This window comes from Enterobacter mori, from assembly GCF_025244905.1.
In the GTDB taxonomy this organism is placed as follows: domain Bacteria; phylum Pseudomonadota; class Gammaproteobacteria; order Enterobacterales; family Enterobacteriaceae; genus Enterobacter; species Enterobacter mori_A.
This window is the reverse complement of sequence record NZ_CP104285.1, coordinates 4,311,240-4,335,263: the sequence shown is the minus strand read 5'-3', so window position 1 is coordinate 4,335,263 and position 24,024 is coordinate 4,311,240. Positions and strand designations below refer to the sequence as shown.

39 protein-coding genes are annotated in these 24,024 nt (G+C 52.2%); 36 read left to right on the top strand and 3 right to left on the bottom strand.

The window, feature by feature from the left end:
- Window positions 1–13: 13 nt before the first annotated feature.
- Entirely contained in the window at window positions 14–1,918 is a 1,905-nt protein-coding gene (locus N2K86_RS20570; protein WP_260659779.1) for an ABC transporter ATP-binding protein, read from the bottom strand.
- Window positions 1,919–2,050: 132 nt separating this feature from the next.
- Here N2K86_RS20570 and kefG point away from each other — a divergent pair, with 132 nt between their 5' ends.
- The 4 genes from kefG (at window position 2,051) to slyD (ending at window position 5,306) form a co-directional block, all read left to right on the top strand.
- On the top strand, window positions 2,051–2,602 hold the full coding sequence (gene kefG / locus N2K86_RS20565) for a glutathione-regulated potassium-efflux system ancillary protein KefG (protein ID WP_010436306.1): 552 nt from the start codon (window positions 2,051–2,053) through the stop codon (window positions 2,600–2,602).
- Window positions 2,602–4,407: a glutathione-regulated potassium-efflux system protein KefB gene (kefB, locus tag N2K86_RS20560; RefSeq protein WP_100167375.1), complete on the top strand. Its 1,806-nt coding sequence runs from the start codon at window positions 2,602–2,604 to the stop codon at window positions 4,405–4,407. Before kefG ends, kefB begins: the two co-directional genes overlap by 1 nt.
- Window positions 4,408–4,420: 13 nt before the next feature.
- A complete protein-coding gene (locus N2K86_RS20555; RefSeq protein ID WP_010436300.1) occupies window positions 4,421–4,621 on the top strand; it encodes a YheV family putative zinc ribbon protein in 201 nt (66 codons plus the stop codon).
- A gap of 94 nt (window positions 4,622–4,715) precedes the next feature.
- Entirely contained in the window at window positions 4,716–5,306 is a 591-nt protein-coding gene (gene slyD / locus N2K86_RS20550) for a peptidylprolyl isomerase (RefSeq protein ID WP_089598586.1), read from the top strand.
- A gap of 51 nt (window positions 5,307–5,357) precedes the next feature.
- Here the strand turns inward: slyD and N2K86_RS20545 are convergent, their stop codons facing one another.
- Window positions 5,358–5,576 carry a protein SlyX gene (locus tag N2K86_RS20545; protein ID WP_126545816.1) on the bottom strand — a complete coding sequence of 73 codons (219 nt, stop codon included), beginning with the start codon at window positions 5,574–5,576 and terminating at the stop codon, window positions 5,358–5,360.
- Between the two features lie 238 nt (window positions 5,577–5,814).
- On the opposite strand from N2K86_RS20545, the gene fkpA reads away from it, so the two are divergent.
- The 11 genes from fkpA (at window position 5,815) to bfr (ending at window position 14,016) form a co-directional block, all read left to right on the top strand.
- Window positions 5,815–6,633, top strand: a complete 819-nt coding sequence (fkpA, locus tag N2K86_RS20540) for an FKBP-type peptidyl-prolyl cis-trans isomerase (RefSeq protein ID WP_010436293.1) — start codon at window positions 5,815–5,817, stop codon at window positions 6,631–6,633.
- 167 nt (window positions 6,634–6,800) lie between these two features.
- Window positions 6,801–7,523, top strand: coding sequence for a helix-turn-helix transcriptional regulator (locus tag N2K86_RS20535; RefSeq protein WP_023333674.1), 723 nt, complete (start codon window positions 6,801–6,803; stop codon window positions 7,521–7,523).
- Window positions 7,523–7,909 (top strand): sulfurtransferase complex subunit TusD, encoded by a 387-nt coding sequence (gene tusD / locus N2K86_RS20530; RefSeq protein ID WP_260659778.1) that lies wholly within the window; start codon window positions 7,523–7,525, stop codon window positions 7,907–7,909. Before N2K86_RS20535 ends, tusD begins: the two co-directional genes overlap by 1 nt.
- Window positions 7,909–8,268, top strand: coding sequence for a sulfurtransferase complex subunit TusC (gene tusC, locus N2K86_RS20525; RefSeq protein WP_260659777.1), 360 nt, complete (start codon window positions 7,909–7,911; stop codon window positions 8,266–8,268). Before tusD ends, tusC begins: the two co-directional genes overlap by 1 nt.
- Before the next feature lie 7 nt (window positions 8,269–8,275).
- On the top strand, window positions 8,276–8,563 hold the full coding sequence (tusB, locus tag N2K86_RS20520) for a sulfurtransferase complex subunit TusB (RefSeq protein WP_260659776.1): 288 nt from the start codon (window positions 8,276–8,278) through the stop codon (window positions 8,561–8,563).
- A 124-nt stretch (window positions 8,564–8,687) separates the two neighbouring features.
- Window positions 8,688–9,062, top strand: a complete 375-nt coding sequence (rpsL, locus tag N2K86_RS20515; protein ID WP_000246815.1) for a 30S ribosomal protein S12 — start codon at window positions 8,688–8,690, stop codon at window positions 9,060–9,062.
- Between the two features lie 96 nt (window positions 9,063–9,158).
- Complete coding sequence (gene rpsG, locus N2K86_RS20510) at window positions 9,159–9,629, top strand: 30S ribosomal protein S7 (RefSeq protein ID WP_003861706.1); 471 nt, start codon at window positions 9,159–9,161, stop codon at window positions 9,627–9,629.
- Between the two features lie 96 nt (window positions 9,630–9,725).
- A complete protein-coding gene (gene fusA / locus N2K86_RS20505) occupies window positions 9,726–11,840 on the top strand; it encodes an elongation factor G (RefSeq protein WP_260659775.1) in 2,115 nt (704 codons plus the stop codon).
- 69 nt (window positions 11,841–11,909) lie between these two features.
- A complete protein-coding gene (gene tuf, locus N2K86_RS20500) occupies window positions 11,910–13,094 on the top strand; it encodes an elongation factor Tu (RefSeq protein ID WP_039274549.1) in 1,185 nt (394 codons plus the stop codon).
- A gap of 178 nt (window positions 13,095–13,272) precedes the next feature.
- Entirely contained in the window at window positions 13,273–13,467 is a 195-nt protein-coding gene (gene bfd / locus N2K86_RS20495) for a bacterioferritin-associated ferredoxin (protein ID WP_003863268.1), read from the top strand.
- 72 nt (window positions 13,468–13,539) lie between these two features.
- Complete coding sequence (bfr, locus tag N2K86_RS20490; protein WP_260659774.1) at window positions 13,540–14,016, top strand: bacterioferritin; 477 nt, start codon at window positions 13,540–13,542, stop codon at window positions 14,014–14,016.
- On the opposite strand, the gene N2K86_RS20485 is transcribed toward bfr, so the two are convergent.
- The gene (locus N2K86_RS20485) at window positions 14,000–14,473 is read right to left on the bottom strand and encodes a prepilin peptidase (protein WP_260659773.1); all 474 of its coding nucleotides are present in this window, start codon (window positions 14,471–14,473) and stop codon (window positions 14,000–14,002) included. The two genes, bfr and N2K86_RS20485, sit on opposite strands and share 17 nt — an antisense overlap.
- A gap of 380 nt (window positions 14,474–14,853) precedes the next feature.
- Between N2K86_RS20485 and rpsJ the strand changes: the two genes are divergently transcribed.
- The 21 genes from rpsJ to rplO all read left to right on the top strand — a co-directional run bounded on the left by rpsJ (window position 14,854) and on the right by rplO (window position 24,018).
- Entirely contained in the window at window positions 14,854–15,165 is a 312-nt protein-coding gene (rpsJ, locus tag N2K86_RS20480; RefSeq protein ID WP_001181005.1) for a 30S ribosomal protein S10, read from the top strand.
- Between the two features lie 32 nt (window positions 15,166–15,197).
- Window positions 15,198–15,827: a 50S ribosomal protein L3 gene (gene rplC / locus N2K86_RS20475; protein WP_042714858.1), complete on the top strand. Its 630-nt coding sequence runs from the start codon at window positions 15,198–15,200 to the stop codon at window positions 15,825–15,827.
- A gap of 10 nt (window positions 15,828–15,837) precedes the next feature.
- Entirely contained in the window at window positions 15,838–16,443 is a 606-nt protein-coding gene (gene rplD, locus N2K86_RS20470) for a 50S ribosomal protein L4 (RefSeq protein ID WP_003031119.1), read from the top strand.
- Window positions 16,440–16,742: a 50S ribosomal protein L23 gene (rplW, locus tag N2K86_RS20465; protein WP_000617546.1), complete on the top strand. Its 303-nt coding sequence runs from the start codon at window positions 16,440–16,442 to the stop codon at window positions 16,740–16,742. Before rplD ends, rplW begins: the two co-directional genes overlap by 4 nt.
- 17 nt (window positions 16,743–16,759) lie before the next feature.
- Complete coding sequence (gene rplB / locus N2K86_RS20460; protein WP_008457150.1) at window positions 16,760–17,581, top strand: 50S ribosomal protein L2; 822 nt, start codon at window positions 16,760–16,762, stop codon at window positions 17,579–17,581.
- Window positions 17,582–17,597: 16 nt separating this feature from the next.
- Window positions 17,598–17,876 (top strand): 30S ribosomal protein S19, encoded by a 279-nt coding sequence (gene rpsS / locus N2K86_RS20455; RefSeq protein WP_001138117.1) that lies wholly within the window; start codon window positions 17,598–17,600, stop codon window positions 17,874–17,876.
- Window positions 17,877–17,890: 14 nt separating this feature from the next.
- Window positions 17,891–18,223 (top strand): 50S ribosomal protein L22, encoded by a 333-nt coding sequence (rplV, locus tag N2K86_RS20450; protein WP_002919773.1) that lies wholly within the window; start codon window positions 17,891–17,893, stop codon window positions 18,221–18,223.
- A 17-nt stretch (window positions 18,224–18,240) separates the two neighbouring features.
- Complete coding sequence (gene rpsC, locus N2K86_RS20445) at window positions 18,241–18,942, top strand: 30S ribosomal protein S3 (protein ID WP_000529945.1); 702 nt, start codon at window positions 18,241–18,243, stop codon at window positions 18,940–18,942.
- Between the two features lie 12 nt (window positions 18,943–18,954).
- Window positions 18,955–19,365, top strand: a complete 411-nt coding sequence (gene rplP, locus N2K86_RS20440; RefSeq protein WP_002919759.1) for a 50S ribosomal protein L16 — start codon at window positions 18,955–18,957, stop codon at window positions 19,363–19,365.
- On the top strand, window positions 19,365–19,556 hold the full coding sequence (gene rpmC, locus N2K86_RS20435; protein ID WP_003863282.1) for a 50S ribosomal protein L29: 192 nt from the start codon (window positions 19,365–19,367) through the stop codon (window positions 19,554–19,556). Before rplP ends, rpmC begins: the two co-directional genes overlap by 1 nt.
- The gene (rpsQ, locus tag N2K86_RS20430) at window positions 19,556–19,810 is read left to right on the top strand and encodes a 30S ribosomal protein S17 (protein WP_008503489.1); all 255 of its coding nucleotides are present in this window, start codon (window positions 19,556–19,558) and stop codon (window positions 19,808–19,810) included. The genes rpmC and rpsQ overlap by 1 nt, the downstream gene beginning before the upstream one ends.
- A gap of 166 nt (window positions 19,811–19,976) precedes the next feature.
- Window positions 19,977–20,348, top strand: coding sequence for a 50S ribosomal protein L14 (gene rplN / locus N2K86_RS20425; protein WP_004160583.1), 372 nt, complete (start codon window positions 19,977–19,979; stop codon window positions 20,346–20,348).
- 10 nt (window positions 20,349–20,358) lie between these two features.
- Window positions 20,359–20,673: a 50S ribosomal protein L24 gene (gene rplX / locus N2K86_RS20420; RefSeq protein ID WP_003863287.1), complete on the top strand. Its 315-nt coding sequence runs from the start codon at window positions 20,359–20,361 to the stop codon at window positions 20,671–20,673.
- A 14-nt stretch (window positions 20,674–20,687) separates the two neighbouring features.
- A complete protein-coding gene (rplE, locus tag N2K86_RS20415; RefSeq protein ID WP_103780723.1) occupies window positions 20,688–21,227 on the top strand; it encodes a 50S ribosomal protein L5 in 540 nt (179 codons plus the stop codon).
- Window positions 21,228–21,241: 14 nt separating this feature from the next.
- Window positions 21,242–21,547: a 30S ribosomal protein S14 gene (gene rpsN / locus N2K86_RS20410; RefSeq protein ID WP_003863291.1), complete on the top strand. Its 306-nt coding sequence runs from the start codon at window positions 21,242–21,244 to the stop codon at window positions 21,545–21,547.
- Window positions 21,548–21,577: 30 nt separating this feature from the next.
- Complete coding sequence (gene rpsH / locus N2K86_RS20405) at window positions 21,578–21,970, top strand: 30S ribosomal protein S8 (RefSeq protein WP_006178918.1); 393 nt, start codon at window positions 21,578–21,580, stop codon at window positions 21,968–21,970.
- A gap of 12 nt (window positions 21,971–21,982) precedes the next feature.
- Window positions 21,983–22,516 (top strand): 50S ribosomal protein L6, encoded by a 534-nt coding sequence (gene rplF, locus N2K86_RS20400; protein ID WP_003863296.1) that lies wholly within the window; start codon window positions 21,983–21,985, stop codon window positions 22,514–22,516.
- A gap of 9 nt (window positions 22,517–22,525) precedes the next feature.
- The gene (gene rplR / locus N2K86_RS20395) at window positions 22,526–22,879 is read left to right on the top strand and encodes a 50S ribosomal protein L18 (protein WP_003863297.1); all 354 of its coding nucleotides are present in this window, start codon (window positions 22,526–22,528) and stop codon (window positions 22,877–22,879) included.
- A gap of 14 nt (window positions 22,880–22,893) precedes the next feature.
- On the top strand, window positions 22,894–23,394 hold the full coding sequence (rpsE, locus tag N2K86_RS20390; protein ID WP_003863299.1) for a 30S ribosomal protein S5: 501 nt from the start codon (window positions 22,894–22,896) through the stop codon (window positions 23,392–23,394).
- 6 nt (window positions 23,395–23,400) lie between these two features.
- Window positions 23,401–23,580, top strand: coding sequence for a 50S ribosomal protein L30 (gene rpmD, locus N2K86_RS20385; RefSeq protein ID WP_003863301.1), 180 nt, complete (start codon window positions 23,401–23,403; stop codon window positions 23,578–23,580).
- Between the two features lie 3 nt (window positions 23,581–23,583).
- Window positions 23,584–24,018 carry a 50S ribosomal protein L15 gene (gene rplO / locus N2K86_RS20380; RefSeq protein WP_003863304.1) on the top strand — a complete coding sequence of 145 codons (435 nt, stop codon included), beginning with the start codon at window positions 23,584–23,586 and terminating at the stop codon, window positions 24,016–24,018.
- Window positions 24,019–24,024: the final 6 nt, after the last annotated feature.

The window sequence follows — 24,024 nt, the reverse complement described above, 5'->3', positions numbered from 1 at the left end:
CCCTCCCGATGGTTTAGTCGGCCTGAAGCATGGCTTCCAGCTGTTCCTGCGCGTCCAGCCACGCCATTTCGCACTCTTCGAGGCTAGATTTTGTTTTCGCCTGGGTTTGCAGGCAGTCGGTCAGTTCCGCTTTGCGGCTCTGGTCGTAAAGCCCGCTGTCGCCCAGCTTCTCTTCCACGGTAGCCAGCGTGGCGTTGAGCTTCTCCATCTCTTTTTCGAGACGGGCAATCTCTTTACGCAGCGGCTGCGTCTGGGTGCGCAGCTCCGCTTCACGGCGCTTCTGGTCTTTACGCGACTGCGCGCTGTTGGCGTTATCTTTCGCTGACTCTTCCGGCTGGTTTTCCTGTTTCTGCACGTCCGTCAGCCACTGCTGATAGTCTTCCAGATCGCCGTCGAACGGTTCGACTTTGCCGCCGTGCACCAGGTAGAGATCGTCCGTGGTGGAGCGGATCAGGTGACGGTCGTGCGATACCACAACCAGCGCACCTTCGAACTCAATCAGCGCCTCGGTCAGCGCCTGGCGCATGTCGAGATCAAGGTGGTTGGTGGGTTCATCGAGCAGCAGCAGGTTCGGGCGCTGCCAGACGATCAGCGCCAGCACCAGACGGGCCTTTTCGCCCCCGGAGAAGCGCTCGGTGTTTTCAGTCACCTTATCGCCCTGGAAGCCAAAGCCGCCGAGATAGTCGCGCAGCTTTTGCTCCATTTCCTGCGGTGCCAGACGCGCGAGGTGCTGAATCGGCGATTCATCCGCGCGTAAAAATTCCAGCTGATGCTGGGCGAAGTAACCCAGCTTAATGCCCTTCGCCAGGCCGACTTCGCCACTGACAGGGTTAATCTCGCCCGCCAGCAGTTTGATCAGCGTCGATTTACCGGCGCCGTTACGCCCCAGCAGACCAATGCGCGAACCCGGCACCAGGTTGAGCTTGATGGAATCGAGAATAATGCGGTCGGCATAGCCCGCGCTGACTTTCTCCATCTTCAGCAGCGGGTTCGGCAGGCTTTCCGGCTCGCGGAAGCTGAAGTGGAACGGGTTATCCACGTGCGCCGGGGCAATCATCTCCATGCGCTCCAGCATCTTGATGCGGCTCTGGGCCTGCTTGGCTTTTGAGGCCTTGGCCTTGAAGCGATCGACAAAGCTCTGCAGGTGCGCCACGCGCTGCTGCTGGCTTTCGTACATGGACTGCTGCTGGGCAAGGCGCGTCGCGCGCTGGCGCTCGAAGGAGCTGTAGTTGCCGGTGTACTCGAACATCGTTTGCTGTTCGATATGAATGATTTTATCCACCACCGGGTCGAGGAAGTCGCGGTCGTGGGAGATCAGAATCAGAGTGCCCTGATAGCTCTTCAGCCACTTCTCCAGCCAAATAACCGCATCAAGATCGAGGTGGTTGGTCGGTTCATCGAGCAGCAGCAGGTCAGAGCGGCAGATCAGCGCCTGCGCGAGGTTGAGGCGCATGCGCCAGCCGCCGGAGAAATCGCTGACCGGGCGTTCCAGCTGTTCATTGCTGAAGCCCAGGCCGTGCAGCAGGCTGGAGGCGCGGGAGCGAATGGTCCACGCGTCGATAGCGTCCAGCTTGCCGTGCACGGTGGCGATGGCGTGACCGTCGTTGCGCTCGTTGGCGGCATTGAGCTCTGCCTCGAGCTTGCGGTATTCACGGTCGCCGTCGATAACATAGTCGAGCGCCGGTTCACTCAGCGCAGGCGTCTCCTGGTTTACCCAGGCAAGCTGCCAGTTCCCCGGGAAGGTAAAGTTACCGCCATCCGCGCTAATCTCGTTTTTCAGCAGCGCCAGCAGGGTGGATTTACCGCAGCCGTTTTTGCCGACCAGACCCACTTTTTGGCCCGGGTTGATGGTTGCAGTGGCGTTATCCAGCAGGACGCGCACGCCGCGACGAATTTGTAACGAGGAGAAAACAATCATAGAAGCGCCGTATGTTCCGACTATGTTAATTTGTCATTATGATAATGTAAGGTGTGGGCCATTTTCCCCACCGGGCCGCCATGGTAGCCCAAAACGACAACAATACACAAAAACAGAACCGGGAGGGGAGTGATGTCTCAGACAGCGAAAGTGCTGCTGCTGTATGCCCATCCGGAATCTCAGGACTCGGTGGCGAACCGGGTGCTGCTTAAGCCGGCCACACAGCTCAGTAACGTAACGGTGCACGATCTCTACGCGCACTATCCCGATTTTTTTATCGATATTCCTTACGAGCAGGAACTGCTGCGTCAGCATGACGTCATTGTGTTCCAGCATCCGCTTTATACCTACAGCTGTCCGGCGCTGCTGAAAGAGTGGCTGGACCGCGTGCTGAGCCGGGGCTTTTCCAGCGGGGTGGGGGGCAACCAGCTGGCGGGAAAGTACTGGCGTAGCGTCATTACCACCGGTGAGCCGGAAAGCGCTTACCGTCACGACGGGCTGAACCGCTATCCGATGAGCGATATCCTGCGGCCTTTCGAGCTCACGGCGGCCATGTGCCGCATGCACTGGATGAGCCCGATTATTGTCTACTGGGCGCGACGCCAGCAGCCACAAGAGCTGGCGAGCCACGCCAGAGCCTACGGTGAATGGCTGGCCTCACCGATTCCGGCAGGAGGTCGTTGATGGAAGGATCGAATTTACTCCTCGCCGGGGTGCTGTTTTTATTTGCGGCGGTTGTTGCGGTGCCGCTTGCGGCACGTATCGGTATCGGTGCGGTTCTGGGGTATTTGTTGGCGGGGATCGCCATCGGCCCCTGGGGACTGGGATTCATCAGCGATGTGGATGAGATCCTCCACTTCTCTGAGCTGGGCGTCGTGTTCCTGATGTTCATCATTGGCCTTGAACTGAACCCGTCCAAGCTGTGGCAGCTTCGACGCTCCATCTTCGGCGTGGGGGCGGCACAGGTGCTGTTCAGCGCCGCGATTCTGGGCGGGCTGCTCATGTTGACGCAGTTTTCCTGGCAGGCGGCCGTGATCGGCGGGATTGGTCTCGCGATGTCCTCCACGGCGATGGCGCTGCAGTTGATGCGCGACAAAGGGATGAACCGTAACGAAGCCGGACAGCTGGGCTTTTCGGTGCTGTTGTTCCAGGATTTGGCGGTGATCCCGGCGCTGGCGCTGGTGCCGCTGCTGGCGGGCTCCGGTGACGATCATTTTGACTGGGTAAAAATCTCCATGAAGGTGCTGGCCTTCGCGGGGATGCTGATTGGCGGGCGTTTCTTACTGCGTCCGGTGTTCCGCTTTATTGCCGCCTCGGGCGTTCGTGAAGTGTTTACCGCCGCGACGCTGCTGCTGGTGCTTGGCTCTGCGCTGTTTATGGATGCGCTGGGGCTGTCGATGGCGCTGGGGACATTCATCGCCGGGGTGCTGCTGGCGGAGAGCGAATATCGTCACGAACTGGAAATTGCCATCGATCCGTTTAAGGGGCTGCTGTTAGGGCTGTTCTTTATTTCGGTCGGCATGGCGCTGAACCTTGGCGTGCTTTATACCCATCTGCTGTGGGTGGCCGTGAGTGTGGCGGTGCTGGTGGCGGTGAAAACGCTGGTGCTCTATGTTCTGGCTCGTATTTACGGGCTGCGCAGCTCGGAACGCATGCAGTTTGCCAGCGTGCTAAGCCAGGGAGGAGAGTTCGCGTTTGTGCTGTTTTCTACCGCATCTTCCCAGAAACTCTTCAAAGATGACCAGATGGCGCTGCTGCTGGTGACGGTCACGCTGTCGATGATGACCACGCCGCTGCTGATGAAGCTGGTGGATAAACTCCTGTCGCGCCGGTTTAACCCGGCTGACGATGAAGACGAAGCGCCCTGGGTGGAGGATGATAAGCCTCAGGTGATCGTCGTGGGTTTTGGCCGTTTCGGTCAGGTGATTGGGCGTTTGCTGATGGCGAACAAAATGCGTATTACGGTACTGGAGCGTGATATCAGCGCGGTCAACCTGATGCGTAAATATGGCTATAAGGTCTATTACGGCGATGCCACCCAGCTCGAGCTGCTGCGCTCGGCGGGGGCGGAAGCGGCAGAGTCCATCGTGATTACCTGTAACGATCCGGAAGACACGATGAAGCTGGTAGAGCTGTGTCAGCAGCATTTCCCGCATCTGCATATTCTGGCGCGTGCGCGTGGACGTGTTGAAGCTCACGAATTGTTGCAGGCGGGTGTGAAACACTTCTCCCGCGAAACGTTCTCCAGCGCGCTGGAGCTGGGTCGTAAGGCGCTGATCTCGCTCGGCATGCATCCGCATCAGGCGCAGCGCGCCCAGATGCATTTCCGCCGGCTGGATATGCGGATGCTGCGCGAGCTGATGCCGGTCCATACCGATACGGCGCAGATCTCTCGCGTGCGGGAAGCGCGTCGTGAACTGGAAGAGATCTTCCAGCGTGAAATGCAACAGGAAAGACGCCAACTGGACGGCTGGGACGAATTTGAATAAAGGGTAACGAAAGATGGCTGTACGTAAACGCTTTATCGCGGGAGCAAAATGCCCAACCTGCCAGGCGCAAGATACCCTGGCTATGTGGCGTGAGAATAATATTGATGTGGTTGAGTGTGTTAAGTGCGGCCACCAGATGCGAGAGGCTGACAAAGAAGCGCGCGATCACGTTCGCAAAGAAGAGCAAGTGATCGGCATTTTTCATCCGGACTAGCGATATGCCCTGAGTTTTTTTAAGCTAAAGGGTACACGGGTGCAGATTTCCGCTACAATCTGCGCCAGCAATTTTCCCACGCTCAGGAGATATCATGAAAGTAGCAAAAGACCTGGTGGTCAGCCTGGCCTATCAGGTACGTACAGAAGACGGTGTGTTGGTTGATGAGTCTCCGGTGAGTGCGCCGCTTGACTACCTGCATGGTCACGGCTCCCTGATTTCTGGCCTGGAAACAGCGCTGGAAGGTCATGACGTTGGCGACAAATTCGACGTTGCTGTAGGCGCGAACGACGCTTACGGTCAGTATGACGACAACCTGGTTCAGCGCGTTCCTAAAGACGTGTTCATGGGTGTTGACGAACTGCAGGTTGGCATGCGCTTCCTGGCTGAAACCGACCAGGGCCCGGTGCCGGTTGAAATCACTGAAGTTGAAGACGACCACGTTGTGGTTGACGGCAACCACATGCTGGCTGGCCAGAATCTGAAATTCAACGTAGAAGTTGTTGCGATCCGTGAAGCAACCGAAGAAGAACTGGCTCATGGCCACGTTCACGGTGCACACGGTCACGACCATGACCACGATCACGGCCACGACGGCTGCTGCGGTGGTCACGGCCACGATCACGACCATGGTCACGACCACGGTAAAGGTGGTTGCGGTAACGGCGGCTGCGGTTGCCACTAATTCCGTCATGCGGAAAATAAAAAAGCGGGAGAGTCCCGCTTTTTTTACGCCTCAATAATGAGGTGGTGGCGTCTCTTCAGCCTGAGAGGCGATGTGCGACGACTGCGTTGCCTTCACTTTTTCAGTGAGCAGGCGCATCAGATCGCGCAGTTTTGCCATTTCAAGTTCATGGGCGGTCACGGTCTGGTTAAGCTCTTCGATGGTGATGTCCTGAAAAGCCAGTCGGCTTTCCAGCTCAGCCAGTCTCGCTTCAATCAATGTGTCCTTCATGGTTCACCTCGTCAATTTCACACTCGCCATAATGGGCCTGCGGCGGCGAAGTTTAACTGAGTTTATCCTCAAGTGCAGTATCCATCCCTTTGGCAAGAAACTTATTTAAACAAAAATAGTCTGAAAAGAGACGAGAATCGGGAGAGTCTGTCTGTAGATTTCTTCCGCAACGATTTATAGTACGTCACTCATTTACGTTTAATGCTGGGGTGAGAGTCCCCAGGCCCTGGAGATATGGATGAAATCACTGTTCAAAGTAACGCTGCTGGCGACGACAATGGCTGTCGCACTGAATGCACCGCTGTCTTTCGCTGCTGATACTGCAGCGAAGCCTGCTGCAACTGCAGACAGCAAAGCGGCGTTCAAAAATGACGACCAGAAATCCGCCTACGCACTTGGCGCATCTCTGGGTCGTTACATGGAAAACTCTCTGAAAGAGCAAGAGAAACTGGGCATCAAACTGGACAAAGCTCAGCTGATCGCGGGTGTTCAGGATGCGTTTGCAGATAAGAGCAAACTGTCTGACCAGGAAATCGAACAGACTCTGCAGGCGTTTGAAGCGCGTGTGAAAGGTGCTGCTCAGACCAAGATGGAAGCAGATGCCAAAGACAACGAAGCGAAAGGCAAAGCCTACCGTGATACCTTTGCTAAAGAAAAAGGTGTAAAAACCTCCTCTACTGGCCTGGTGTACAAAGTTGAGAAAGAAGGTACCGGTGATGCGCCTAAAGACAGCGACACCGTTGTGGTTAACTACAAAGGTACGCTGATCGACGGTAAAGAGTTTGACAACTCTTACACCCGTGGTGAGCCTCTTTCCTTCCGTCTGGACGGCGTTATCCCGGGCTGGACCGAAGGCCTGAAGAACATCAAGAAAGGCGGCAAGATCAAGATGGTCATCCCACCGGATCTGGCTTACGGCAAAACCGGCGTTCCGGGTATCCCAGCGAACTCTACGCTGGTCTTTGACGTAGAACTGCTGGACATCAAACCGGCACCTAAAGCGGATGCCAAGGCAGATGCTCCGGCTGACGATAAAGCCGCTGCTGCTAAGAAGTAATGCTGAAAAAAAACCGCCGCCTTTGAGGCGGCGGTTTTTTTATTGTAGGGCAGATATAATTAACACTGGAAAGCGCTATACACGCTGTATTAATTTAGTTGTCCGTGTAGATAATGAGCCTGCCCTGAAAACCTAACGACAGGCTCCTGAAAAGGAGTGTTTTTTTCATGTCCAGGTCGCTTTTAACCAACGAAACCAGTGAACTTGATTTGCTGGATCAACGTCCTTTTGACCAGACCGACTTCGATATTCTGAAATCCTACGAGGCGGTGGTGGACGGGTTAGCGATGCTCATTGGCTCCCACTGCGAAATCGTATTGCACTCCCTGCAAGATCTGAAGTGTTCCGCCATCCGCATTGCGAATGGTGAACATACTGGCCGTAAAATTGGTTCGCCAATCACCGACCTTGCATTGCGTATGTTGCATGACATGACCGGCGCGGACAGCAGCGTCTCCAAATGTTACTTCACCCGCGCCAAAAGCGGTGTGCTGATGAAATCCGAAACTATCGCCATTCGAAACCGTGACCACCGTGTCATCGGTTTGCTGTGCATCAACATGAACCTTGATGTACCGTTCTCGCAAATCATGAGTACCTTTATTCCACCAGAGACGCCAGATGTGGGCTCTTCTGTGAATTTTGCCTCCTCTGTTGAGGACCTGGTGACCCAGACGCTGGAGTTCACCATTGAAGAGGTGAATGCCGATCGCAACGTATCGAACAACGCCAAGAACCGTCAGATCGTACTCAACCTCTATGAGAAAGGGATTTTTGACATCAAGGACGCCATTAACCAGGTGGCCGATCGTCTGAACATCTCCAAGCACACGGTTTATCTCTACATTCGCCAGTTCAAAAGCGGCGATTTCCTGGGGCAAGACAAGTAATGCGTTTTGCGTTAATGGTGACAGGCCCGGCGTATGGCACTCAGCAGGCCAGCAGCGCGCTGCAGTTTGCTCATGCGCTACTTGAGGCTGGACACGAACTGGCGAGCGTCTTCTTCTATCGGGAAGGGGTCTATAATGCGAACCAGTTTACGTCACCGGCGAGTGATGAATTTGACCTTGTCCGCGCCTGGCAGGCATTAAACGAAAAGCATGGCGTTGATCTGCATATCTGCGTAGCTGCGGCATTGCGTCGCGGCGTGACGGATGCGGCCGAAGCGGAGCGTCTCGGCTTGCCAGGGGCTAACCTGCAGCCCGGGTTTTCGTTGAGTGGCCTGGGGGCATTGGCTCAGGCCGCGCTAACCTGCGACAGAGTGGTGCAGTTTTAATGAAGCGTGTCGCGTTTGTTTTTTCGTCTGCTCCCCATGGGAGTGCGTCTGGCAGAGAAGGGCTGGACGCGTTGCTCGCAACCTCCGCATTAACCGAAGATATTGGCGTATTCTTTCTGGGAGACGGCGTATTCCAGCTGCTGGCTGGCCAGCAACCGCAGGCAATTCTGGCGCGGGACTACATCGCGACCTTCAAAGTCTTACCGCTTTACGACATTGAAACCTTCTACGTGTGTGCTGACTCTTTAGCTGCGCGCGGTCTCAATGATAAGACGCCTTTCGTGCTGGATGTAACGTTCCTCCCTGCGGGTGCGCTGCGCGAACAACTCTCTCAATATGATACTGTTCTGACTTTCTGAGGCTGACATGCTGCACACCCTGAGCCGTTCCCCGTGGCAATGTGATATCGACGCGTTACTGAGCATGTTGCGCGAAGGCGATGATTTGCTGCTGATTCAGGACGGTGTGCTTGCGGCGCTTGATGGCAGTCAGTTCGTTGAAATCCTCAGCAGTGCCCCCATATCCATCTCTGCGCTGAAAGACGATCTTGAGGCGCGAGGTCTTGCTGGTCAAATTTCAGCCAAAATTGACGTGGTTGGCTATACTGATTTCGTCAATCTTACTGTGACACACCCCAGTCAAATGAACTGGTGATTTGAGATCGCTGTATATTTCTTGACACCTTTTCGACGTAGCCCTAAAATTTCGCGTCCTCATATTGTATGAGGTCGATTTATTACGTGTTTACGAAGCAAAAGCTAAAACCAGGAGCTATTTAATGGCAACAGTTAACCAGCTGGTACGCAAACCACGTGCACGCAAAGTTGCAAAAAGCAACGTGCCTGCACTGGAAGCCTGCCCGCAGAAACGTGGCGTATGTACTCGTGTATATACCACCACTCCTAAAAAACCAAACTCCGCACTGCGTAAAGTATGCCGTGTGCGTTTGACTAACGGTTTCGAAGTGACTTCCTACATCGGTGGTGAAGGTCACAACCTGCAGGAGCACTCCGTGATCCTGATCCGTGGCGGTCGTGTTAAAGACCTTCCGGGTGTTCGTTACCACACCGTTCGTGGTGCGCTCGACTGCTCAGGTGTTAAAGACCGTAAGCAGGCTCGCTCCAAGTACGGCGTGAAGCGTCCTAAGGCTTAATGGTTCTCCGTTAAGTAAGGCCAAACTGATTTATCTTAATGTCACACTAAACTCTTTGAGTTTTGGACAATCCTGAATTAACAACGGAGTATTCCCATGCCACGTCGTCGCGTCATTGGTCAGCGTAAAATCCTTCCAGATCCGAAATTCGGATCAGAACTGCTGGCAAAATTTGTAAATATCCTGATGGTAGATGGTAAAAAATCTACTGCAGAAGCAATCGTATACAGCGCGCTTGAGACCCTGGCTCAGCGTTCTGGTAAAAATGAACTGGAAGCTTTCGAAGTCGCTCTCGACAACGTTCGCCCAACTGTAGAAGTTAAGTCCCGCCGCGTTGGTGGTTCTACTTATCAGGTTCCAGTTGAAGTTCGTCCGGTCCGTCGTAATGCTCTGGCAATGCGTTGGATCGTTGAAGCTGCTCGTAAACGCGGTGATAAATCCATGGCTCTGCGTCTGGCGAACGAACTTTCTGATGCTGCAGAAAACAAAGGTACTGCAGTTAAGAAACGTGAAGACGTTCACCGTATGGCAGAAGCCAACAAGGCGTTCGCACACTACCGTTGGTAATCCCTTCGGAGTATTAGTCACCAGGCGGGCGCTTCAGAGAAGCCGCCCGCTCTGGGTAACTTAACTGAACGCCTAAAGAAACAAACGAGGAATCAAATGGCTCGTACAACACCCATCGCACGCTACCGTAACATCGGTATCAGTGCGCACATCGACGCCGGTAAGACCACTACTACCGAACGTATTCTGTTCTACACCGGTGTAAACCACAAAATCGGTGAAGTTCATGACGGCGCAGCCACCATGGACTGGATGGAACAGGAGCAGGAGCGTGGTATTACCATCACCTCCGCAGCGACTACTGCATTCTGGTCAGGTATGGCTAAGCAGTACGAACCGCATCGCGTAAACATCATCGACACCCCGGGCCACGTTGACTTCACCATCGAAGTAGAACGTTCCATGCGTGTTCTTGACGGCGCGGTAATGGTTTATTGCGCAGTTGGTGGTGTTCAGCCACAGTCTGAAACCGTATGGCGTCAGGCGAACAAATATAAAGTTCCACGCATCGCGTTCGTTAACAAAATGGACCGTATGGGTGCTAACTTCCTGAAAGTTGTTGGTCAGATCAAAACCCGTCTGGGCGCGAACCCTGTTCCGCTGCAGCTGGCAATTGGTGCTGAAGAAGGTTTCACCGGTGTTATCGACCTGGTGAAAATGAAAGCCATCAACTGGAACGAAGAAGACGCAGGCGTTACCTTCACTTACGAAGATATCCCAGCAGACATGCAGGACCTGGCTGACGAATGGCACCAGAACCTGATCGAGTCCGCTGCTGAAGCTTCTGAAGAGCTGATGGAGAAATACCTGGGTGGTGAAGAACTGACTGAAGAAGAGATCAAGAAAGCTCTGCGTCAGCGCGTTCTGAACAACGAAATCATCCTGGTAACCTGTGGTTCTGCGTTCAAGAACAAAGGTGTTCAGGCGATGCTGGATGCGGTAATTGACTACCTGCCATCCCCAGTTGACGTACCTGCGATCAACGGCATCCTGGACGACGGTAAAGATACTCCGGCTGAGCGTCACGCAAGTGATGACGAGCCGTTCTCTGCACTGGCGTTCAAAATTGCTACCGACCCATTCGTGGGTAACCTGACCTTCTTCCGCGTTTACTCTGGTGTGGTTAACTCCGGTGACACCATCCTGAACTCCGTGAAAGCGGCGCGTGAGCGTTTTGGCCGTATCGTACAGATGCACGCTAACAAACGTGAAGAGATCAAAGAAGTTCGTGCGGGCGACATCGCTGCAGCTATCGGTCTGAAAGACGTGACTACTGGTGACACCCTGTGTAACCCAGATCACCCGATCATTCTGGAGCGTATGGAATTCCCAGAGCCGGTAATCTCTATCGCCGTTGAACCAAAAACCAAAGCTGACCAGGAAAAAATGGGTCTGGCTCTGGGCCGTCTGGCTAAAGAAGATCCATCATTCCGCGTATGGACTGATGAAGAATCTAACCAGACCATCATCGCCGGTATGGGTGAACTGCACCTGGACATCATCGTTGACCGTATGAAGCGTGAATTCAACGTTGAAGCGAACGTGGGTAAACCTCAGGTAGCTTACCGCGAAGCGATTCGCTCTAAAGTTACCGATGTTGAAGGTAAACACGCTAAGCAGTCTGGTGGTCGCGGTCAGTACGGTCACGTTGTGATCGACATGTACCCACTGGAGCCGGGCTCTAACCCTAAAGGTTACGAGTTCATCAACGACATCAAAGGTGGTGTAATTCCTGGTGAATACATCCCTGCCGTTGACAAAGGCATCCAGGAGCAGCTGAAAGCGGGCCCTCTGGCTGGCTATCCAGTTGTTGACATGGGTGTTCGTCTGCACTTCGGTTCTTACCACGACGTTGACTCCTCTGAACTGGCGTTTAAACTGGCTGCGTCTATTGCCTTTAAAGAAGGCTTTAAGAAAGCAAAACCAGTTCTGCTTGAGCCGATCATGAAGGTTGAAGTAGAAACTCCTGAAGAGAACACCGGTGACGTTATCGGTGACTTGAGCCGTCGTCGCGGTATGCTGCGTGGTCAGGAATCTGAAGTAACTGGCGTTAAGATCCACGCTGAAGTTCCGCTGTCTGAAATGTTCGGATATGCAACTCAGCTGCGTTCTCTGACCAAAGGTCGTGCATCATACACCATGGAATTCCTGAAGTATGATGATGCGCCTAACAACGTTGCTCAGGCCGTTATTGAAGCCCGTGGTAAGTAATCCACAGGATTAAAACCTAAGTCCCGTGCTCTCTCCGAAGGGGAGAGCACTATAGTAAGGAATATAGCCGTGTCTAAAGAAAAATTTGAACGTACAAAACCGCACGTTAACGTTGGTACTATCGGCCACGTTGACCATGGTAAAACTACCCTGACTGCTGCAATCACTACCGTACTGGCTAAGACCTACGGCGGTGCTGCTCGTGCATTCGACCAGATCGATAACGCACCAGAAGAAAAAGCTCGTGGTATCACCATCAACACCTCTCACGTTGAATATGACACCCCGACTCGCCACTACGCACACGTAGACTGCCCAGGCCACGCCGACTATGTTAAAAACATGATCACCGGTGCTGCGCAGATGGACGGCGCGATCCTGGTTGTTGCTGCGACTGACGGCCCTATGCCTCAGACTCGTGAGCACATCCTGCTGGGTCGTCAGGTAGGCGTTCCTTTCATCATCGTGTTCCTGAACAAATGCGACATGGTTGATGACGAAGAGCTGCTGGAACTGGTAGAGATGGAAGTTCGTGAACTGCTGTCTCAGTACGATTTCCCAGGCGACGACACTCCAATCGTTCGTGGTTCCGCGCTGAAAGCGCTGGAAGGCGAAGCAGAGTGGGAAGAGAAAATCATCGAACTGGCTGGCTTCCTGGATTCTTACATCCCAGAACCAGAGCGTGCGATTGACAAGCCATTCCTGCTGCCAATCGAAGACGTATTCTCCATCTCCGGTCGTGGTACCGTTGTTACCGGTCGTGTAGAGCGCGGTATCATCAAAGTTGGCGAAGAAGTTGAAATCGTTGGTATCAAAGAGACTGCTAAGTCTACCTGTACTGGCGTTGAAATGTTCCGCAAACTGCTGGACGAAGGCCGTGCTGGTGAGAACGTTGGTGTTCTGCTGCGTGGTATCAAACGTGAAGAAATCGAACGTGGTCAGGTTCTGGCGAAGCCAGGCTCAATCAAGCCACACACCAAGTTCGAATCTGAAGTGTACATCCTGTCCAAAGACGAAGGCGGCCGTCATACTCCGTTCTTCAAAGGCTACCGTCCACAGTTCTACTTCCGTACAACTGACGTGACCGGTACCATCGAACTGCCAGAAGGCGTTGAGATGGTAATGCCAGGCGACAACATCAAGATGGTTGTGACTCTGATCCACCCAATCGCGATGGACGACGGTCTGCGTTTCGCAATCCGTGAAGGCGGCCGTACCGTTGGCGCGGGCGTTGTTGCTAAAGTTCTGGGCTAATTAATTATCCCTGAATAAAAAAGGACGCTTCGGCGTCCTTTTTTGTTTTCTGGCGTTTTGAACCTGTCACAAATTTTCGCATTTTTTGCCTGGTTCCGTTTCGCATCCCGGCGTTTGTGCTATTGTAATCATAACCATTCTCACTTACACTTTGCGCATATTTTGAACGGGAGTTTTTATGTACGTTTGTTTATGTAATGGTGTGAGTGACAAAAAAATACGTCAGGCCGTTCGCCAGTTTCAGCCACAGTCTTTCCAGCAGCTTCGCAAGTTTGTTCCGGTGGGAAATCAATGCGGTAAATGCGTTCGCGCAGCGCGTGAGATTATGCAGGACGAATTGATGCAGATCCCGGAATTCAAAGAGATCGCGTAAGCCCATATCTTTTTTTTGACATCCCTGTAGCCCGATCTACGCTTCAATGAGTGGAAGCGGAGGGACTATATAATGAAAGGTGATGTTAAAATCATAAGTTATCTCAATAAATTATTGGGAAATGAGCTTGTCGCAATCAATCAGTATTTTCTCCATGCAAGAATGTTCAAAAATTGGGGACTGACTCGCCTCAATGATGTTGAATACCATGAATCCATCGATGAGATGAAGCACGCCGATAAATATATTGAGCGTATTTTATTCCTCGAAGGCATTCCAAACTTGCAGGATCTCGGCAAACTGGGCATCGGTGAAGATGTTGAGGAGATGCTGCGTTCCGATCTCAGACTGGAGCTCGAAGGCGCAAAAGATCTTCGAGAAGCCATCGCCTACGCGGACAGCGTCCATGATTATGTTAGTCGTGACATGATGATCCAGATCCTCGCCGATGAAGAAGGCCATATTGACTGGCTGGAGACTGAACTGGATCTCATTACCAAAATTGGCCTACAGAACTACCTTCAGTCGCAGATCAAAGTGGAAAGCTAATCAGGTTTTCCCAGCCAACGCATAAACCCGCTGCCGCCAGAAATGGCCCAAAAGGCAGTGGGTTTTTTAATGTCTGTTTATCAGGCTGCACTAAAGAGAGGATGAGAAGGCACATAAGTGACATCAGCGCGGCGACCAACGCCAGCAGCGGCAATACGTACCAGCCATGCCAGGCGCCCAATGCCGCCAGGTACTTAACATCGCCGTAGCCCATCCCTTCGCGGTGAAAGAAAAACCGATAGCCCCAGTAAATAACGGCAAAGCCAACATATCCTGCCATCGCACCCACCACCGCACTCGGCAGAAAATCAGGATGGATACAGAGCTGAAAGAGCAGGCCCACCCAGAGCAGCGGACAGAGAAATTTATTGGGAAGCAGGCCGCAGCGGATATCTGCATATACAAGAAAGGCAGTCAGCGAAAAATAGAACAGCAGAAAGGGGAGGGTGGTTAACATGGAAAAGGCCTCAACAGGGTTTGAGTGCATCCTCGTTATAATCGTCCTGCCCGACAATCTACAAAAACCACAATTGCGTAGGGGCTCCAGACAAAGATTCGAGAAGGGATACATTGCGTAAAAAGTTGCGAGTTCTTACGCATACCGCGCCTTTAACGCTTAATTTCTAAACGGCACTTGCGTCTTTCTCTGATTTACGTATAATGCGCGGGCTTGTCGTAATTGACGGCTGGTTCGAACTGAACCGGAGTAACTCATTTTGTTACTCAACAATGCTCCCAATTGGGGAGCTACGTAAGAACGGTTACACTCTCCCATCAATCGTAATGGGTTTGAGGAGTAATCATTTTCGTTTATAAAATAATTGGAGCTCTGGTCTCATGCAGAACCAAAGAATCCGTATCCGCCTTAAAGCGTTTGATCATCGTCTGATCGATCAATCAACCGCGGAAATCGTCGAGACTGCTAAGCGCACTGGTGCGCAAGTCCGTGGTCCGATCCCGCTGCCGACCCGCAAAGAGCGCTTCACCGTTCTGATCTCCCCGCACGTCAACAAAGACGCGCGTGATCAGTACGAAATCCGCACTCACAAGCGTCTGGTTGACATCGTTGAGCCAACTGAGAAAACCGTTGATGCTCTGATGCGTCTGGATCTGGCTGCCGGTGTAGACGTGCAGATCAGCCTGGGTTGATCAGGTCATCGAGCGATTGAGAGGTTGATACAATGATTGGTTTAGTCGGTAAAAAAGTGGGTATGACCCGCATCTTCACAGAAGATGGCGTTTCTATCCCAGTAACCGTAATCGAAGTTGAAGCAAACCGCGTTACTCAGATCAAAGATCTGGCTAACGATGGCTACCGCGCTGTTCAGGTGACCACTGGTGCTAAAAAAGCTAACCGTGTAACCAAACCAGAAGCGGGTCACTTCGCTAAAGCTGGCGTTGAAGCTGGCCGTGGTCTGTGGGAATTCCGTCTTGCTGAAGGCGAAGAGTTCACCGTAGGTCAAGACATTAGCGTTGAGCTGTTTGCTGACGTTAAAAAAGTTGACGTAACCGGTACCTCTAAAGGTAAAGGTTTTGCTGGTACCGTTAAGCGCTGGAACTTCCGTACCCAGGACGCTACTCACGGTAACTCCTTGTCTCACCGCGTTCCGGGTTCTATCGGTCAGAACCAGACTCCGGGCAAAGTGTTCAAAGGCAAGAAAATGGCAGGTCAGCTGGGTAACGAACGTGTAACCGTTCAGAGCCTGGACGTAGTACGTGTTGACGCTGAGCGCAACCTGCTGCTGGTTAAAGGTGCAGTTCCGGGTGCAACCGGTAGCGACCTGATCGTTAAACCAGCTGTGAAGGCGTAAGGGGATAGCAATGGAATTAGTATTGAAAGACGCGCAGAGCGCGCTGACTGTTTCCGAAACTACCTTCGGTCGTGATTTCAACGAAGCGCTGGTTCACCAGGTTGTTGTTGCTTATGCAGCTGGTGCTCGTCAGGGTACTCGTGCTCAGAAGACTCGTGCTGAAGTAACTGGTTCAGGCAAAAAGCCATGGCGCCAGAAAGGTACCGGCCGTGCGCGTTCAGGTTCTATCAAGAGCCCGATCTGGCGTTCAGGTGGCGTGACCTTCGCTGCGCGTCCACAGGACCACAGTCAAAAAGTTAACAAAAAGATGTACCGCGGCGCGCTGAAAAGCATCCTGTCCGAACTGGTACGTCAGGATCGTCTGATCGTTGTCGAATCATTCTCTGTAGAAGCGCCTAAAACTAAGCTGCTGGCACAGAAACTGAAAGACATGGCTCTGGAAGATGTGCTGATCATCACCGGTGAGCTGGACGAGAACCTGTTCCTGGCCGCACGTAACCTGCACAAGGTTGACGTACGCGATGCGACTGGTATCGACCCGGTTAGCCTGATCGCCTTCGACAAAGTCGTAATGACTGCTGATGCTGTTAAGCAAGTTGAGGAGATGCTGGCATGATTCGTGAAGAACGTCTGCTGAAGGTGCTTCGCGCACCGCACGTTTCTGAAAAAGCGTCTACTGCGATGGAAAAAACAAACACCATCGTTCTCAAAGTTGCTAAAGACGCGACCAAAGCAGAAATCAAAGCTGCTGTGCAGAAACTGTTTGAAGTCGAAGTCGAAGTCGTTAACACCCTGGTTGTTAAAGGGAAAGTTAAACGTCACGGACAGCGTATCGGTCGTCGTAGCGACTGGAAAAAAGCTTACGTCACCCTGAAAGAAGGCCAGAATCTGGACTTCGTTGGCGGCGCTGAGTAAGTCGGAGGAGTAATACAATGGCAGTTGTTAAATGTAAACCGACATCTCCGGGTCGTCGCCACGTAGTTAAAGTGGTTAACCCTGAGCTGCACAAGGGCAAACCTTTTGCTCCGTTGCTGGAAAAAAACAGCAAATCCGGTGGTCGTAACAACAATGGCCGTATCACCACTCGTCACATCGGTGGTGGCCACAAGCAGGCTTATCGTATTGTTGACTTCAAACGCAACAAAGACGGTATCCCAGCAGTTGTTGAGCGTCTTGAGTACGATCCGAACCGTTCCGCGAACATCGCGCTGGTTCTGTACAAAGATGGCGAACGCCGTTACATCCTGGCCCCTAAAGGCCTGAAAGCTGGCGACCAGATTCAGTCTGGCGTTGATGCTGCAATCAAAGCAGGTAACACCCTGCCGATGCGCAATATCCCGGTTGGTTCTACCGTTCATAACGTAGAAATGAAACCAGGTAAAGGCGGTCAGCTGGCACGTTCCGCGGGTACTTACGTTCAGATCGTTGCGCGCGACGGTGCTTATGTCACCCTGCGTCTGCGTTCTGGTGAAATGCGTAAAGTCGAAGCAGACTGCCGCGCTACTCTGGGCGAAGTTGGCAATGCTGAGCATATGCTGCGCGTTCTGGGTAAAGCAGGTGCTGCACGCTGGCGTGGTGTTCGTCCTACCGTTCGCGGTACTGCGATGAACCCAGTCGACCACCCACATGGTGGTGGTGAAGGTCGTAACTTTGGTAAGCACCCGGTATCTCCGTGGGGCGTTCAGACCAAAGGTAAGAAGACCCGCAGCAACAAGCGTACTGATAAATTTATCGTACGTCGCCGTAGCAAATAATTTTAGAGGATAAGCCATGCCACGTTCTCTCAAGAAAGGTCCTTTTATTGACCTGCACTTGCTGAAGAAGGTAGAGAAAGCGGTGGAAAGCGGAGACAAGAAGCCCCTGCGCACTTGGTCCCGTCGTTCAACGATCTTTCCTAACATGATCGGTTTGACCATCGCTGTCCATAATGGTCGTCAGCACGTTCCAGTCTTTGTAACCGACGAAATGGTTGGTCACAAACTGGGTGAATTCGCACCGACTCGTACTTATCGCGGCCACGCTGCTGATAAAAAAGCGAAGAAGAAATAAGGTAGGAGGAAGAGATGGAAACTTTAGCTCAACATCGCCATGCTCGTTCTTCTGCACAGAAGGTTCGCCTTGTTGCTGACCTGATTCGCGGTAAGAAAGTGTCGCAGGCCCTGGACATCCTGACCTATACCAACAAGAAAGCTGCGGTATTGGTCAAGAAAGTACTGGAATCTGCCATTGCTAACGCTGAACACAACGATGGCGCTGACATCGACGATCTGAAAGTCGCGAAAATTTTCGTAGATGAAGGCCCAAGCATGAAGCGCATTATGCCGCGTGCGAAAGGTCGTGCAGATCGCATCCTGAAGCGCACCAGCCACATTACTGTGGTTGTGTCCGATCGCTGAGACTCTGGAGACTAGCAATGGGTCAGAAAGTACATCCTAATGGTATTCGCCTGGGTATTGTAAAACCATGGAACTCTACCTGGTTTGCGAACACCAAAGAATTCGCTGACAACCTGGACAGCGATTTTAAAGTACGTCAGTACCTGACTAAGGAACTGGCTAAAGCGTCTGTATCTCGTATCGTTATCGAGCGTCCAGCTAAGAGCATCCGTGTGACTATTCACACTGCTCGTCCTGGCATCGTTATCGGTAAGAAAGGCGAAGACGTAGAAAAACTGCGCAAGGTCGTAGCGGATATCGCTGGCGTTCCTGCACAGATCAATATCGCTGAAGTTCGTAAGCCTGAACTGGACGCTAAATTGGTTGCTGATAGCATCACTTCACAGCTGGAACGTCGCGTTATGTTCCGTCGTGCTATGAAGCGTGCTGTACAGAACGCAATGCGTCTGGGCGCTAAAGGTATCAAAGTTGAAGTTAGCGGCCGTCTGGGCGGCGCGGAAATCGCACGTACCGAATGGTACCGCGAAGGTCGCGTACCGCTGCACACTCTGCGTGCTGACATTGACTACAACACCTCTGAAGCGCACACCACTTACGGTGTAATCGGCGTTAAGGTATGGATCTTCAAAGGTGAGATCCTGGGTGGTATGGCTGCTGTTGAACAACCGGAAAAACCGGCTGCTCAACCTAAAAAGCAGCAGCGTAAAGGCCGTAAATAAGGAGCGTCGCTGATGTTACAACCAAAGCGTACAAAATTCCGTAAAGTGCACAAAGGCCGCAACCGTGGTCTGGCGCAGGGTACGGATGTTAGCTTCGGCACTTTCGGTCTGAAAGCTGTTGGCCGTGGTCGTCTGACTGCACGTCAGATCGAAGCAGCACGTCGTGCAATGACCCGTGCAGTTAAGCGTCAAGGTAAGATCTGGATCCGTGTATTCCCGGACAAACCGATCACCGAGAAGCCACTGGAAGTTCGTATGGGTAAAGGTAAAGGTAACGTGGAGTACTGGGTTGCCTTGATCCAACCGGGCAAAGTCCTTTATGAAATGGACGGTGTTCCGGAAGAGCTGGCCCGTGAAGCCTTCGGCCTGGCAGCAGCGAAACTGCCTATCAAAACCACCTTTGTAACTAAGACGGTGATGTAATGAAAGCAAAAGAGCTGCGTGAAAAAAGCGTTGAAGAGCTGAACGCTGAGCTGCTGAACCTGCTGCGTGAGCAGTTCAACCTGCGTATGCAGGCTGCAAGTGGCCAGCTGCAACAGACTCACCTGCTGAAGCAAGTGCGTCGCAATGTTGCACGCGTTAAGACTTTACTGACTCAGAAGGCGGGTGCGTAATGACCGATAAAATCCGTACTCTGCAAGGTCGTGTTGTTAGCGACAAAATGGAGAAATCCATTGTTGTAGCTATCGAACGTATTGTGAAACACCCGATCTACGGTAAATTCATCAAACGTACGACCAAACTGCACGTACATGACGAGAACAACGAATGTGGTATCGGCGACAAGGTTGAAATCCGTGAATGCCGTCCACTGTCCAAGACTAAGTCCTGGACGCTGGTTCGCGTTGTAGAGAAAGCGGTTCTGTAATACAGTACGCATTCTCAATACGAATAAACGGCTCAGCGATGAGCCGTTTATTTTTTCTACCCATATTGTAGAAGCGGTGTTATAATGCCGCGCCCTCGATATGGGGCTTTTTAACGGCTCTGATTTTAGAGTCTCAGGTAGTAGTTGACATTAGCGGAGCACTGAAATGATCCAAGAACAGACTATGCTGAACGTCGCCGACAACTCCGGTGCACGTCGCGTAATGTGTATCAAGGTTCTGGGTGGCTCGCACCGTCGCTACGCAGGCGTAGGCGACATCATCAAGATCACCATCAAGGAAGCAATTCCACGTGGTAAGGTCAAAAAAGGTGATGTGCTGAAAGCGGTAGTGGTGCGCACCAGGAAGGGTGTTCGTCGCCCTGACGGTTCTGTCATTCGCTTCGATGGTAATGCATGCGTTATTTTAAACAATAACAGCGAGCAGCCTATCGGCACGCGTATCTTTGGGCCGGTAACTCGTGAACTTCGTACTGAAAAGTTCATGAAAATTATCTCTCTGGCACCAGAAGTACTCTAAGGAGCGAATCATGGCAGCGAAAATCCGTCGTGATGACGAAGTTATCGTGTTAACCGGTAAAGATAAAGGTAAACGCGGTAAAGTAAAAAATGTTCTGTCTTCCGGCAAACTTGTCGTTGAAGGTATCAACCTGGTTAAGAAACATCAGAAGCCGGTTCCGGCCCTGAACCAACCAGGCGGCATCGTTGAAAAAGAAGCTGCTATTCAGGTTTCTAACGTTGCAATCTTCAATGCGGCTACCGGCAAGGCTGACCGTGTAGGCTTTAGATTCGAAGACGGCAAAAAAGTCCGTTTCTTCAAGTCTAACAGCGAAACTATCAAGTAATTTGGAGTAGTACGATGGCGAAACTGCATGATTACTACAAAGACGAAGTAGTTAGCAAACTCATGACTGAGTTTAACTACAATTCTGTCATGCAAGTCCCTCGGGTCGAGAAGATCACCCTGAACATGGGTGTTGGTGAAGCGATCGCTGACAAGAAACTGCTGGATAACGCAGCAGCTGACCTGACAGCAATCTCCGGTCAAAAACCGCTGATCACCAAAGCACGCAAATCTGTTGCAGGCTTCAAAATCCGTCAGGGCTATCCGATCGGCTGTAAAGTAACTCTGCGTGGCGAACGCATGTGGGAGTTCTTTGAGCGCCTGATCACTATTGCTGTTCCACGTATCCGTGACTTCCGTGGCCTGTCCGCGAAGTCTTTCGACGGTCGTGGTAACTACAGCATGGGTGTCCGTGAGCAGATCATCTTCCCAGAAATCGACTACGATAAAGTCGACCGCGTGCGTGGTTTGGATATTACCATTACCACTACTGCGAAATCTGACGAAGAAGGCCGTGCTCTGCTGGCTGCCTTTGACTTCCCGTTCCGCAAGTAAGGTAGGGTTACTGAATGGCTAAGCAATCAATGAAAGCACGCGAAGTAAAGCGCGTAGCTTTAGCTGATAAATTCTTCGCTAAACGCGCTGAACTGAAAGCGATCATTTCTGATGTGAACGCTTCCGACGAAGATCGTTGGAATGCGGTTCTCAAGCTGCAGTCTCTGCCGCGTGATTCCAGCCCGTCTCGTCAGCGTAACCGCTGTCGTCAAACAGGTCGTCCACATGGTTATGTGGGCAAGTTTGGGTTGAGCCGTATCAAACTGCGTGAAGCCGCCATGCGCGGTGAAGTGCCAGGCTTGAAAAAGGCTAGCTGGTAATTACCAATTGAATCACGGGAGTAAAGACAGATGAGCATGCAAGATCCGATCGCGGATATGCTGACCCGTATCCGTAACGGTCAGGCCGCGAACAAAGTTGCGGTCACCATGCCTTCCGCCAAGCTGAAAGTGGCAATTGCCAACGTGCTGAAGGAAGAAGGTTTTATCGAAGATTTTAAAGTTGAAGGCGACACCAAGCCGGAACTGGAACTTACTCTCAAGTATTTCCAGGGTAAAGCTGTTGTAGAAAGCATTCAGCGTGTCAGCCGCCCAGGCCTGCGCATCTATAAGAAAAAAGATGAGCTGCCAAAAGTTATGGCTGGTCTTGGTATCGCAGTTGTTTCTACCTCTAAAGGTGTTATGACTGATCGTGCAGCGCGCCAGGCTGGTCTTGGTGGCGAAATTATCTGCTACGTAGCCTAATCGGAGGAAAGAATGTCTCGTGTTGCTAAAGCACCGGTCGTTATTCCTGCCGGCGTTGATGTAAAAATCGACGGTCAGGTTATTACGATCAAAGGTAAAAACGGCGAGCTGACTCGTACCCTCAACAAAGCTGTTGAAGTTAAACATGCAGATAACGCTCTGACCTTCGGTCCACGTGATGGTTTCGTGGATGGATGGGCTCAGGCTGGTACCGCGCGTGCCCTGCTGAACTCAATGGTTGTTGGTGTTACCGAAGGCTTCACTAAAAAGCTTCAGCTGGTTGGTGTAGGTTATCGTGCAGCTATCAAAGGGAATGCAGTAGGCCTGTCTCTGGGCTTCTCACACCCTGTTGAGCATCCGCTGCCGGCCGGTATCACTGCAGAATGTCCGACTCAAACTGAAATCGTGCTGAAAGGCGCTGATAAACAGCTGATCGGTCAGGTTGCAGCAGATCTGCGCGCCTACCGTCGTCCTGAGCCTTACAAAGGCAAGGGTGTTCGTTACGCCGACGAAGTCGTGCGTACCAAAGAGGCTAAGAAGAAGTAAGGTAACACTATGGATAAGAAATCTGCTCGTATCCGTCGTGCGACCCGCGCACGCCGCAAGCTCAAAGAGCTGGGTGCAACTCGCCTGGTGGTACATCGTACCCCGCGTCATATTTACGCACAGGTAATTGCACCGAACGGTTCTGAAGTTCTGGTAGCTGCTTCTACTGTAGAAAAAGCTATCTCAGAACAATTGAAGTACACCGGTAACAAAGACGCCGCTGCAGCTGTAGGTAAAGCTGTTGCTGAACGCGCTCTGGAAAAAGGCATCAGCAATGTTTCCTTTGACCGTTCCGGGTTCCAATATCATGGTCGTGTCCAGGCACTGGCAGATGCTGCCCGTGAAGCTGGCCTTCAGTTCTAAGGTAGAGGTGTAAGATGGCTCACATCGAAAAACAGGCTGGCGAACTGCAGGAAAAGCTGATCGCGGTTAACCGCGTATCTAAAACCGTAAAAGGTGGTCGTATTTTCTCCTTCACAGCTCTGACTGTAGTTGGTGATGGTAACGGTCGCGTTGGTTTTGGTTACGGTAAAGCGCGTGAAGTTCCAGCAGCGATCCAGAAAGCGATGGAAAAAGCCCGTCGCAATATGATTAACGTCGCGCTGAACAACGGCACCCTGCAACACCCAGTTAAAGGTGTTCACACGGGTTCTCGTGTATTCATGCAGCCAGCTTCAGAAGGTACCGGTATCATCGCCGGTGGTGCAATGCGCGCCGTTCTGGAAGTTGCTGGAGTTCATAACGTTCTGGCTAAAGCATATGGTTCCACCAACCCGATCAACGTGGTTCGTGCAACTATTGATGGCCTGGAAAATATGAATTCTCCAGAAATGGTCGCTGCCAAGCGTGGTAAATCCGTTGAAGAAATTCTGGGGTAATTGACCATGGCAAAGACTATTAAAATCACTCAAACCCGCAGTGCAATCGGTCGTCTGCCGAAACACAAGGCAACGCTGCTTGGCCTGGGTCTGCGTCGTATTGGTCATACCGTTGAGCGCGAGGATACTCCTGCTGTTCGTGGTATGGTCAACGCGGTTTACTTCATGGTTAAAGTTGAGGAGTAAGAGATGCGTTTAAATACTCTGTCTCCGGCCGAAGGCTCTAAAAAGGCGGGTAAACGCCTGGGTCGTGGTATCGGTTCTGGCCTCGGCAAAACCGGTGGTCGTGGTCACAAAGGTCAGAACTCTCGTTCTGGCGGTGGCGTACGTCGCGGTTTCGAGGGTGGCCAGATGCCACTGTACCGTCGTCTGCCGAAGTTCGGCTTCACCTCTCGCAAAGCAGCGATCACAGCGGAAATCCGTCTGTCTGACCTGGCGAAAGTTGAAGGCGGCGTTGTAGACCTGAACACGCTGAAAGCAGCAAACATTATCGGTATCCAGATCGAGTTCGCGAAAGTGATCCTGGCTGGTGAAGTTTCTACTCCGGTAACTGTTCGTGGCCTGCGTGTTACTAAAGGTGCTCGTGCTGCTATCGAAGCTGCTGGCGGTAAAATTGAGGAATAAGTAGCA

Coding starts and splice junctions, on each gene's coding strand:
- N2K86_RS20545 (WP_126545816.1), bottom strand. CDS start 5,576: ATGAAGGACACATTGATTGAAGCGAGACTGGCTGAGCTGGAAAGCCGA.
- rpsQ (WP_008503489.1), top strand. CDS start 19,556: ATGACCGATAAAATCCGTACTCTGCAAGGTCGTGTTGTTAGCGACAAA.
- rpmC (WP_003863282.1), top strand. CDS start 19,365: ATGAAAGCAAAAGAGCTGCGTGAAAAAAGCGTTGAAGAGCTGAACGCT.
- rpsL (WP_000246815.1), top strand. CDS start 8,688: ATGGCAACAGTTAACCAGCTGGTACGCAAACCACGTGCACGCAAAGTT.
- tusD (WP_260659778.1), top strand. CDS start 7,523: ATGCGTTTTGCGTTAATGGTGACAGGCCCGGCGTATGGCACTCAGCAG.
- rplB (WP_008457150.1), top strand. CDS start 16,760: ATGGCAGTTGTTAAATGTAAACCGACATCTCCGGGTCGTCGCCACGTA.
- tusC (WP_260659777.1), top strand. CDS start 7,909: ATGAAGCGTGTCGCGTTTGTTTTTTCGTCTGCTCCCCATGGGAGTGCG.
- rplD (WP_003031119.1), top strand. CDS start 15,838: ATGGAATTAGTATTGAAAGACGCGCAGAGCGCGCTGACTGTTTCCGAA.
- rplN (WP_004160583.1), top strand. CDS start 19,977: ATGATCCAAGAACAGACTATGCTGAACGTCGCCGACAACTCCGGTGCA.
- slyD (WP_089598586.1), top strand. CDS start 4,716: ATGAAAGTAGCAAAAGACCTGGTGGTCAGCCTGGCCTATCAGGTACGT.
- rpsC (WP_000529945.1), top strand. CDS start 18,241: ATGGGTCAGAAAGTACATCCTAATGGTATTCGCCTGGGTATTGTAAAA.
- fusA (WP_260659775.1), top strand. CDS start 9,726: ATGGCTCGTACAACACCCATCGCACGCTACCGTAACATCGGTATCAGT.
- bfr (WP_260659774.1), top strand. CDS start 13,540: ATGAAAGGTGATGTTAAAATCATAAGTTATCTCAATAAATTATTGGGA.
- kefG (WP_010436306.1), top strand. CDS start 2,051: ATGTCTCAGACAGCGAAAGTGCTGCTGCTGTATGCCCATCCGGAATCT.
- rpsS (WP_001138117.1), top strand. CDS start 17,598: ATGCCACGTTCTCTCAAGAAAGGTCCTTTTATTGACCTGCACTTGCTG.
- kefB (WP_100167375.1), top strand. CDS start 2,602: ATGGAAGGATCGAATTTACTCCTCGCCGGGGTGCTGTTTTTATTTGCG.
- rplR (WP_003863297.1), top strand. CDS start 22,526: ATGGATAAGAAATCTGCTCGTATCCGTCGTGCGACCCGCGCACGCCGC.
- tusB (WP_260659776.1), top strand. CDS start 8,276: ATGCTGCACACCCTGAGCCGTTCCCCGTGGCAATGTGATATCGACGCG.
- rplO (WP_003863304.1), top strand. CDS start 23,584: ATGCGTTTAAATACTCTGTCTCCGGCCGAAGGCTCTAAAAAGGCGGGT.
- rplE (WP_103780723.1), top strand. CDS start 20,688: ATGGCGAAACTGCATGATTACTACAAAGACGAAGTAGTTAGCAAACTC.
- rpsH (WP_006178918.1), top strand. CDS start 21,578: ATGAGCATGCAAGATCCGATCGCGGATATGCTGACCCGTATCCGTAAC.
- N2K86_RS20485 (WP_260659773.1), bottom strand. CDS start 14,473: ATGTTAACCACCCTCCCCTTTCTGCTGTTCTATTTTTCGCTGACTGCC.
- rplC (WP_042714858.1), top strand. CDS start 15,198: ATGATTGGTTTAGTCGGTAAAAAAGTGGGTATGACCCGCATCTTCACA.
- rplX (WP_003863287.1), top strand. CDS start 20,359: ATGGCAGCGAAAATCCGTCGTGATGACGAAGTTATCGTGTTAACCGGT.
- rplV (WP_002919773.1), top strand. CDS start 17,891: ATGGAAACTTTAGCTCAACATCGCCATGCTCGTTCTTCTGCACAGAAG.
- rplF (WP_003863296.1), top strand. CDS start 21,983: ATGTCTCGTGTTGCTAAAGCACCGGTCGTTATTCCTGCCGGCGTTGAT.
- rplP (WP_002919759.1), top strand. CDS start 18,955: ATGTTACAACCAAAGCGTACAAAATTCCGTAAAGTGCACAAAGGCCGC.
- rpsJ (WP_001181005.1), top strand. CDS start 14,854: ATGCAGAACCAAAGAATCCGTATCCGCCTTAAAGCGTTTGATCATCGT.
- rpsE (WP_003863299.1), top strand. CDS start 22,894: ATGGCTCACATCGAAAAACAGGCTGGCGAACTGCAGGAAAAGCTGATC.
- N2K86_RS20570 (WP_260659779.1), bottom strand. CDS start 1,918: ATGATTGTTTTCTCCTCGTTACAAATTCGTCGCGGCGTGCGCGTCCTG.
- rplW (WP_000617546.1), top strand. CDS start 16,440: ATGATTCGTGAAGAACGTCTGCTGAAGGTGCTTCGCGCACCGCACGTT.
- rpsN (WP_003863291.1), top strand. CDS start 21,242: ATGGCTAAGCAATCAATGAAAGCACGCGAAGTAAAGCGCGTAGCTTTA.
- N2K86_RS20555 (WP_010436300.1), top strand. CDS start 4,421: ATGGCTGTACGTAAACGCTTTATCGCGGGAGCAAAATGCCCAACCTGC.
- fkpA (WP_010436293.1), top strand. CDS start 5,815: ATGAAATCACTGTTCAAAGTAACGCTGCTGGCGACGACAATGGCTGTC.
- rpsG (WP_003861706.1), top strand. CDS start 9,159: ATGCCACGTCGTCGCGTCATTGGTCAGCGTAAAATCCTTCCAGATCCG.
- N2K86_RS20535 (WP_023333674.1), top strand. CDS start 6,801: ATGTCCAGGTCGCTTTTAACCAACGAAACCAGTGAACTTGATTTGCTG.
- rpmD (WP_003863301.1), top strand. CDS start 23,401: ATGGCAAAGACTATTAAAATCACTCAAACCCGCAGTGCAATCGGTCGT.
- bfd (WP_003863268.1), top strand. CDS start 13,273: ATGTACGTTTGTTTATGTAATGGTGTGAGTGACAAAAAAATACGTCAG.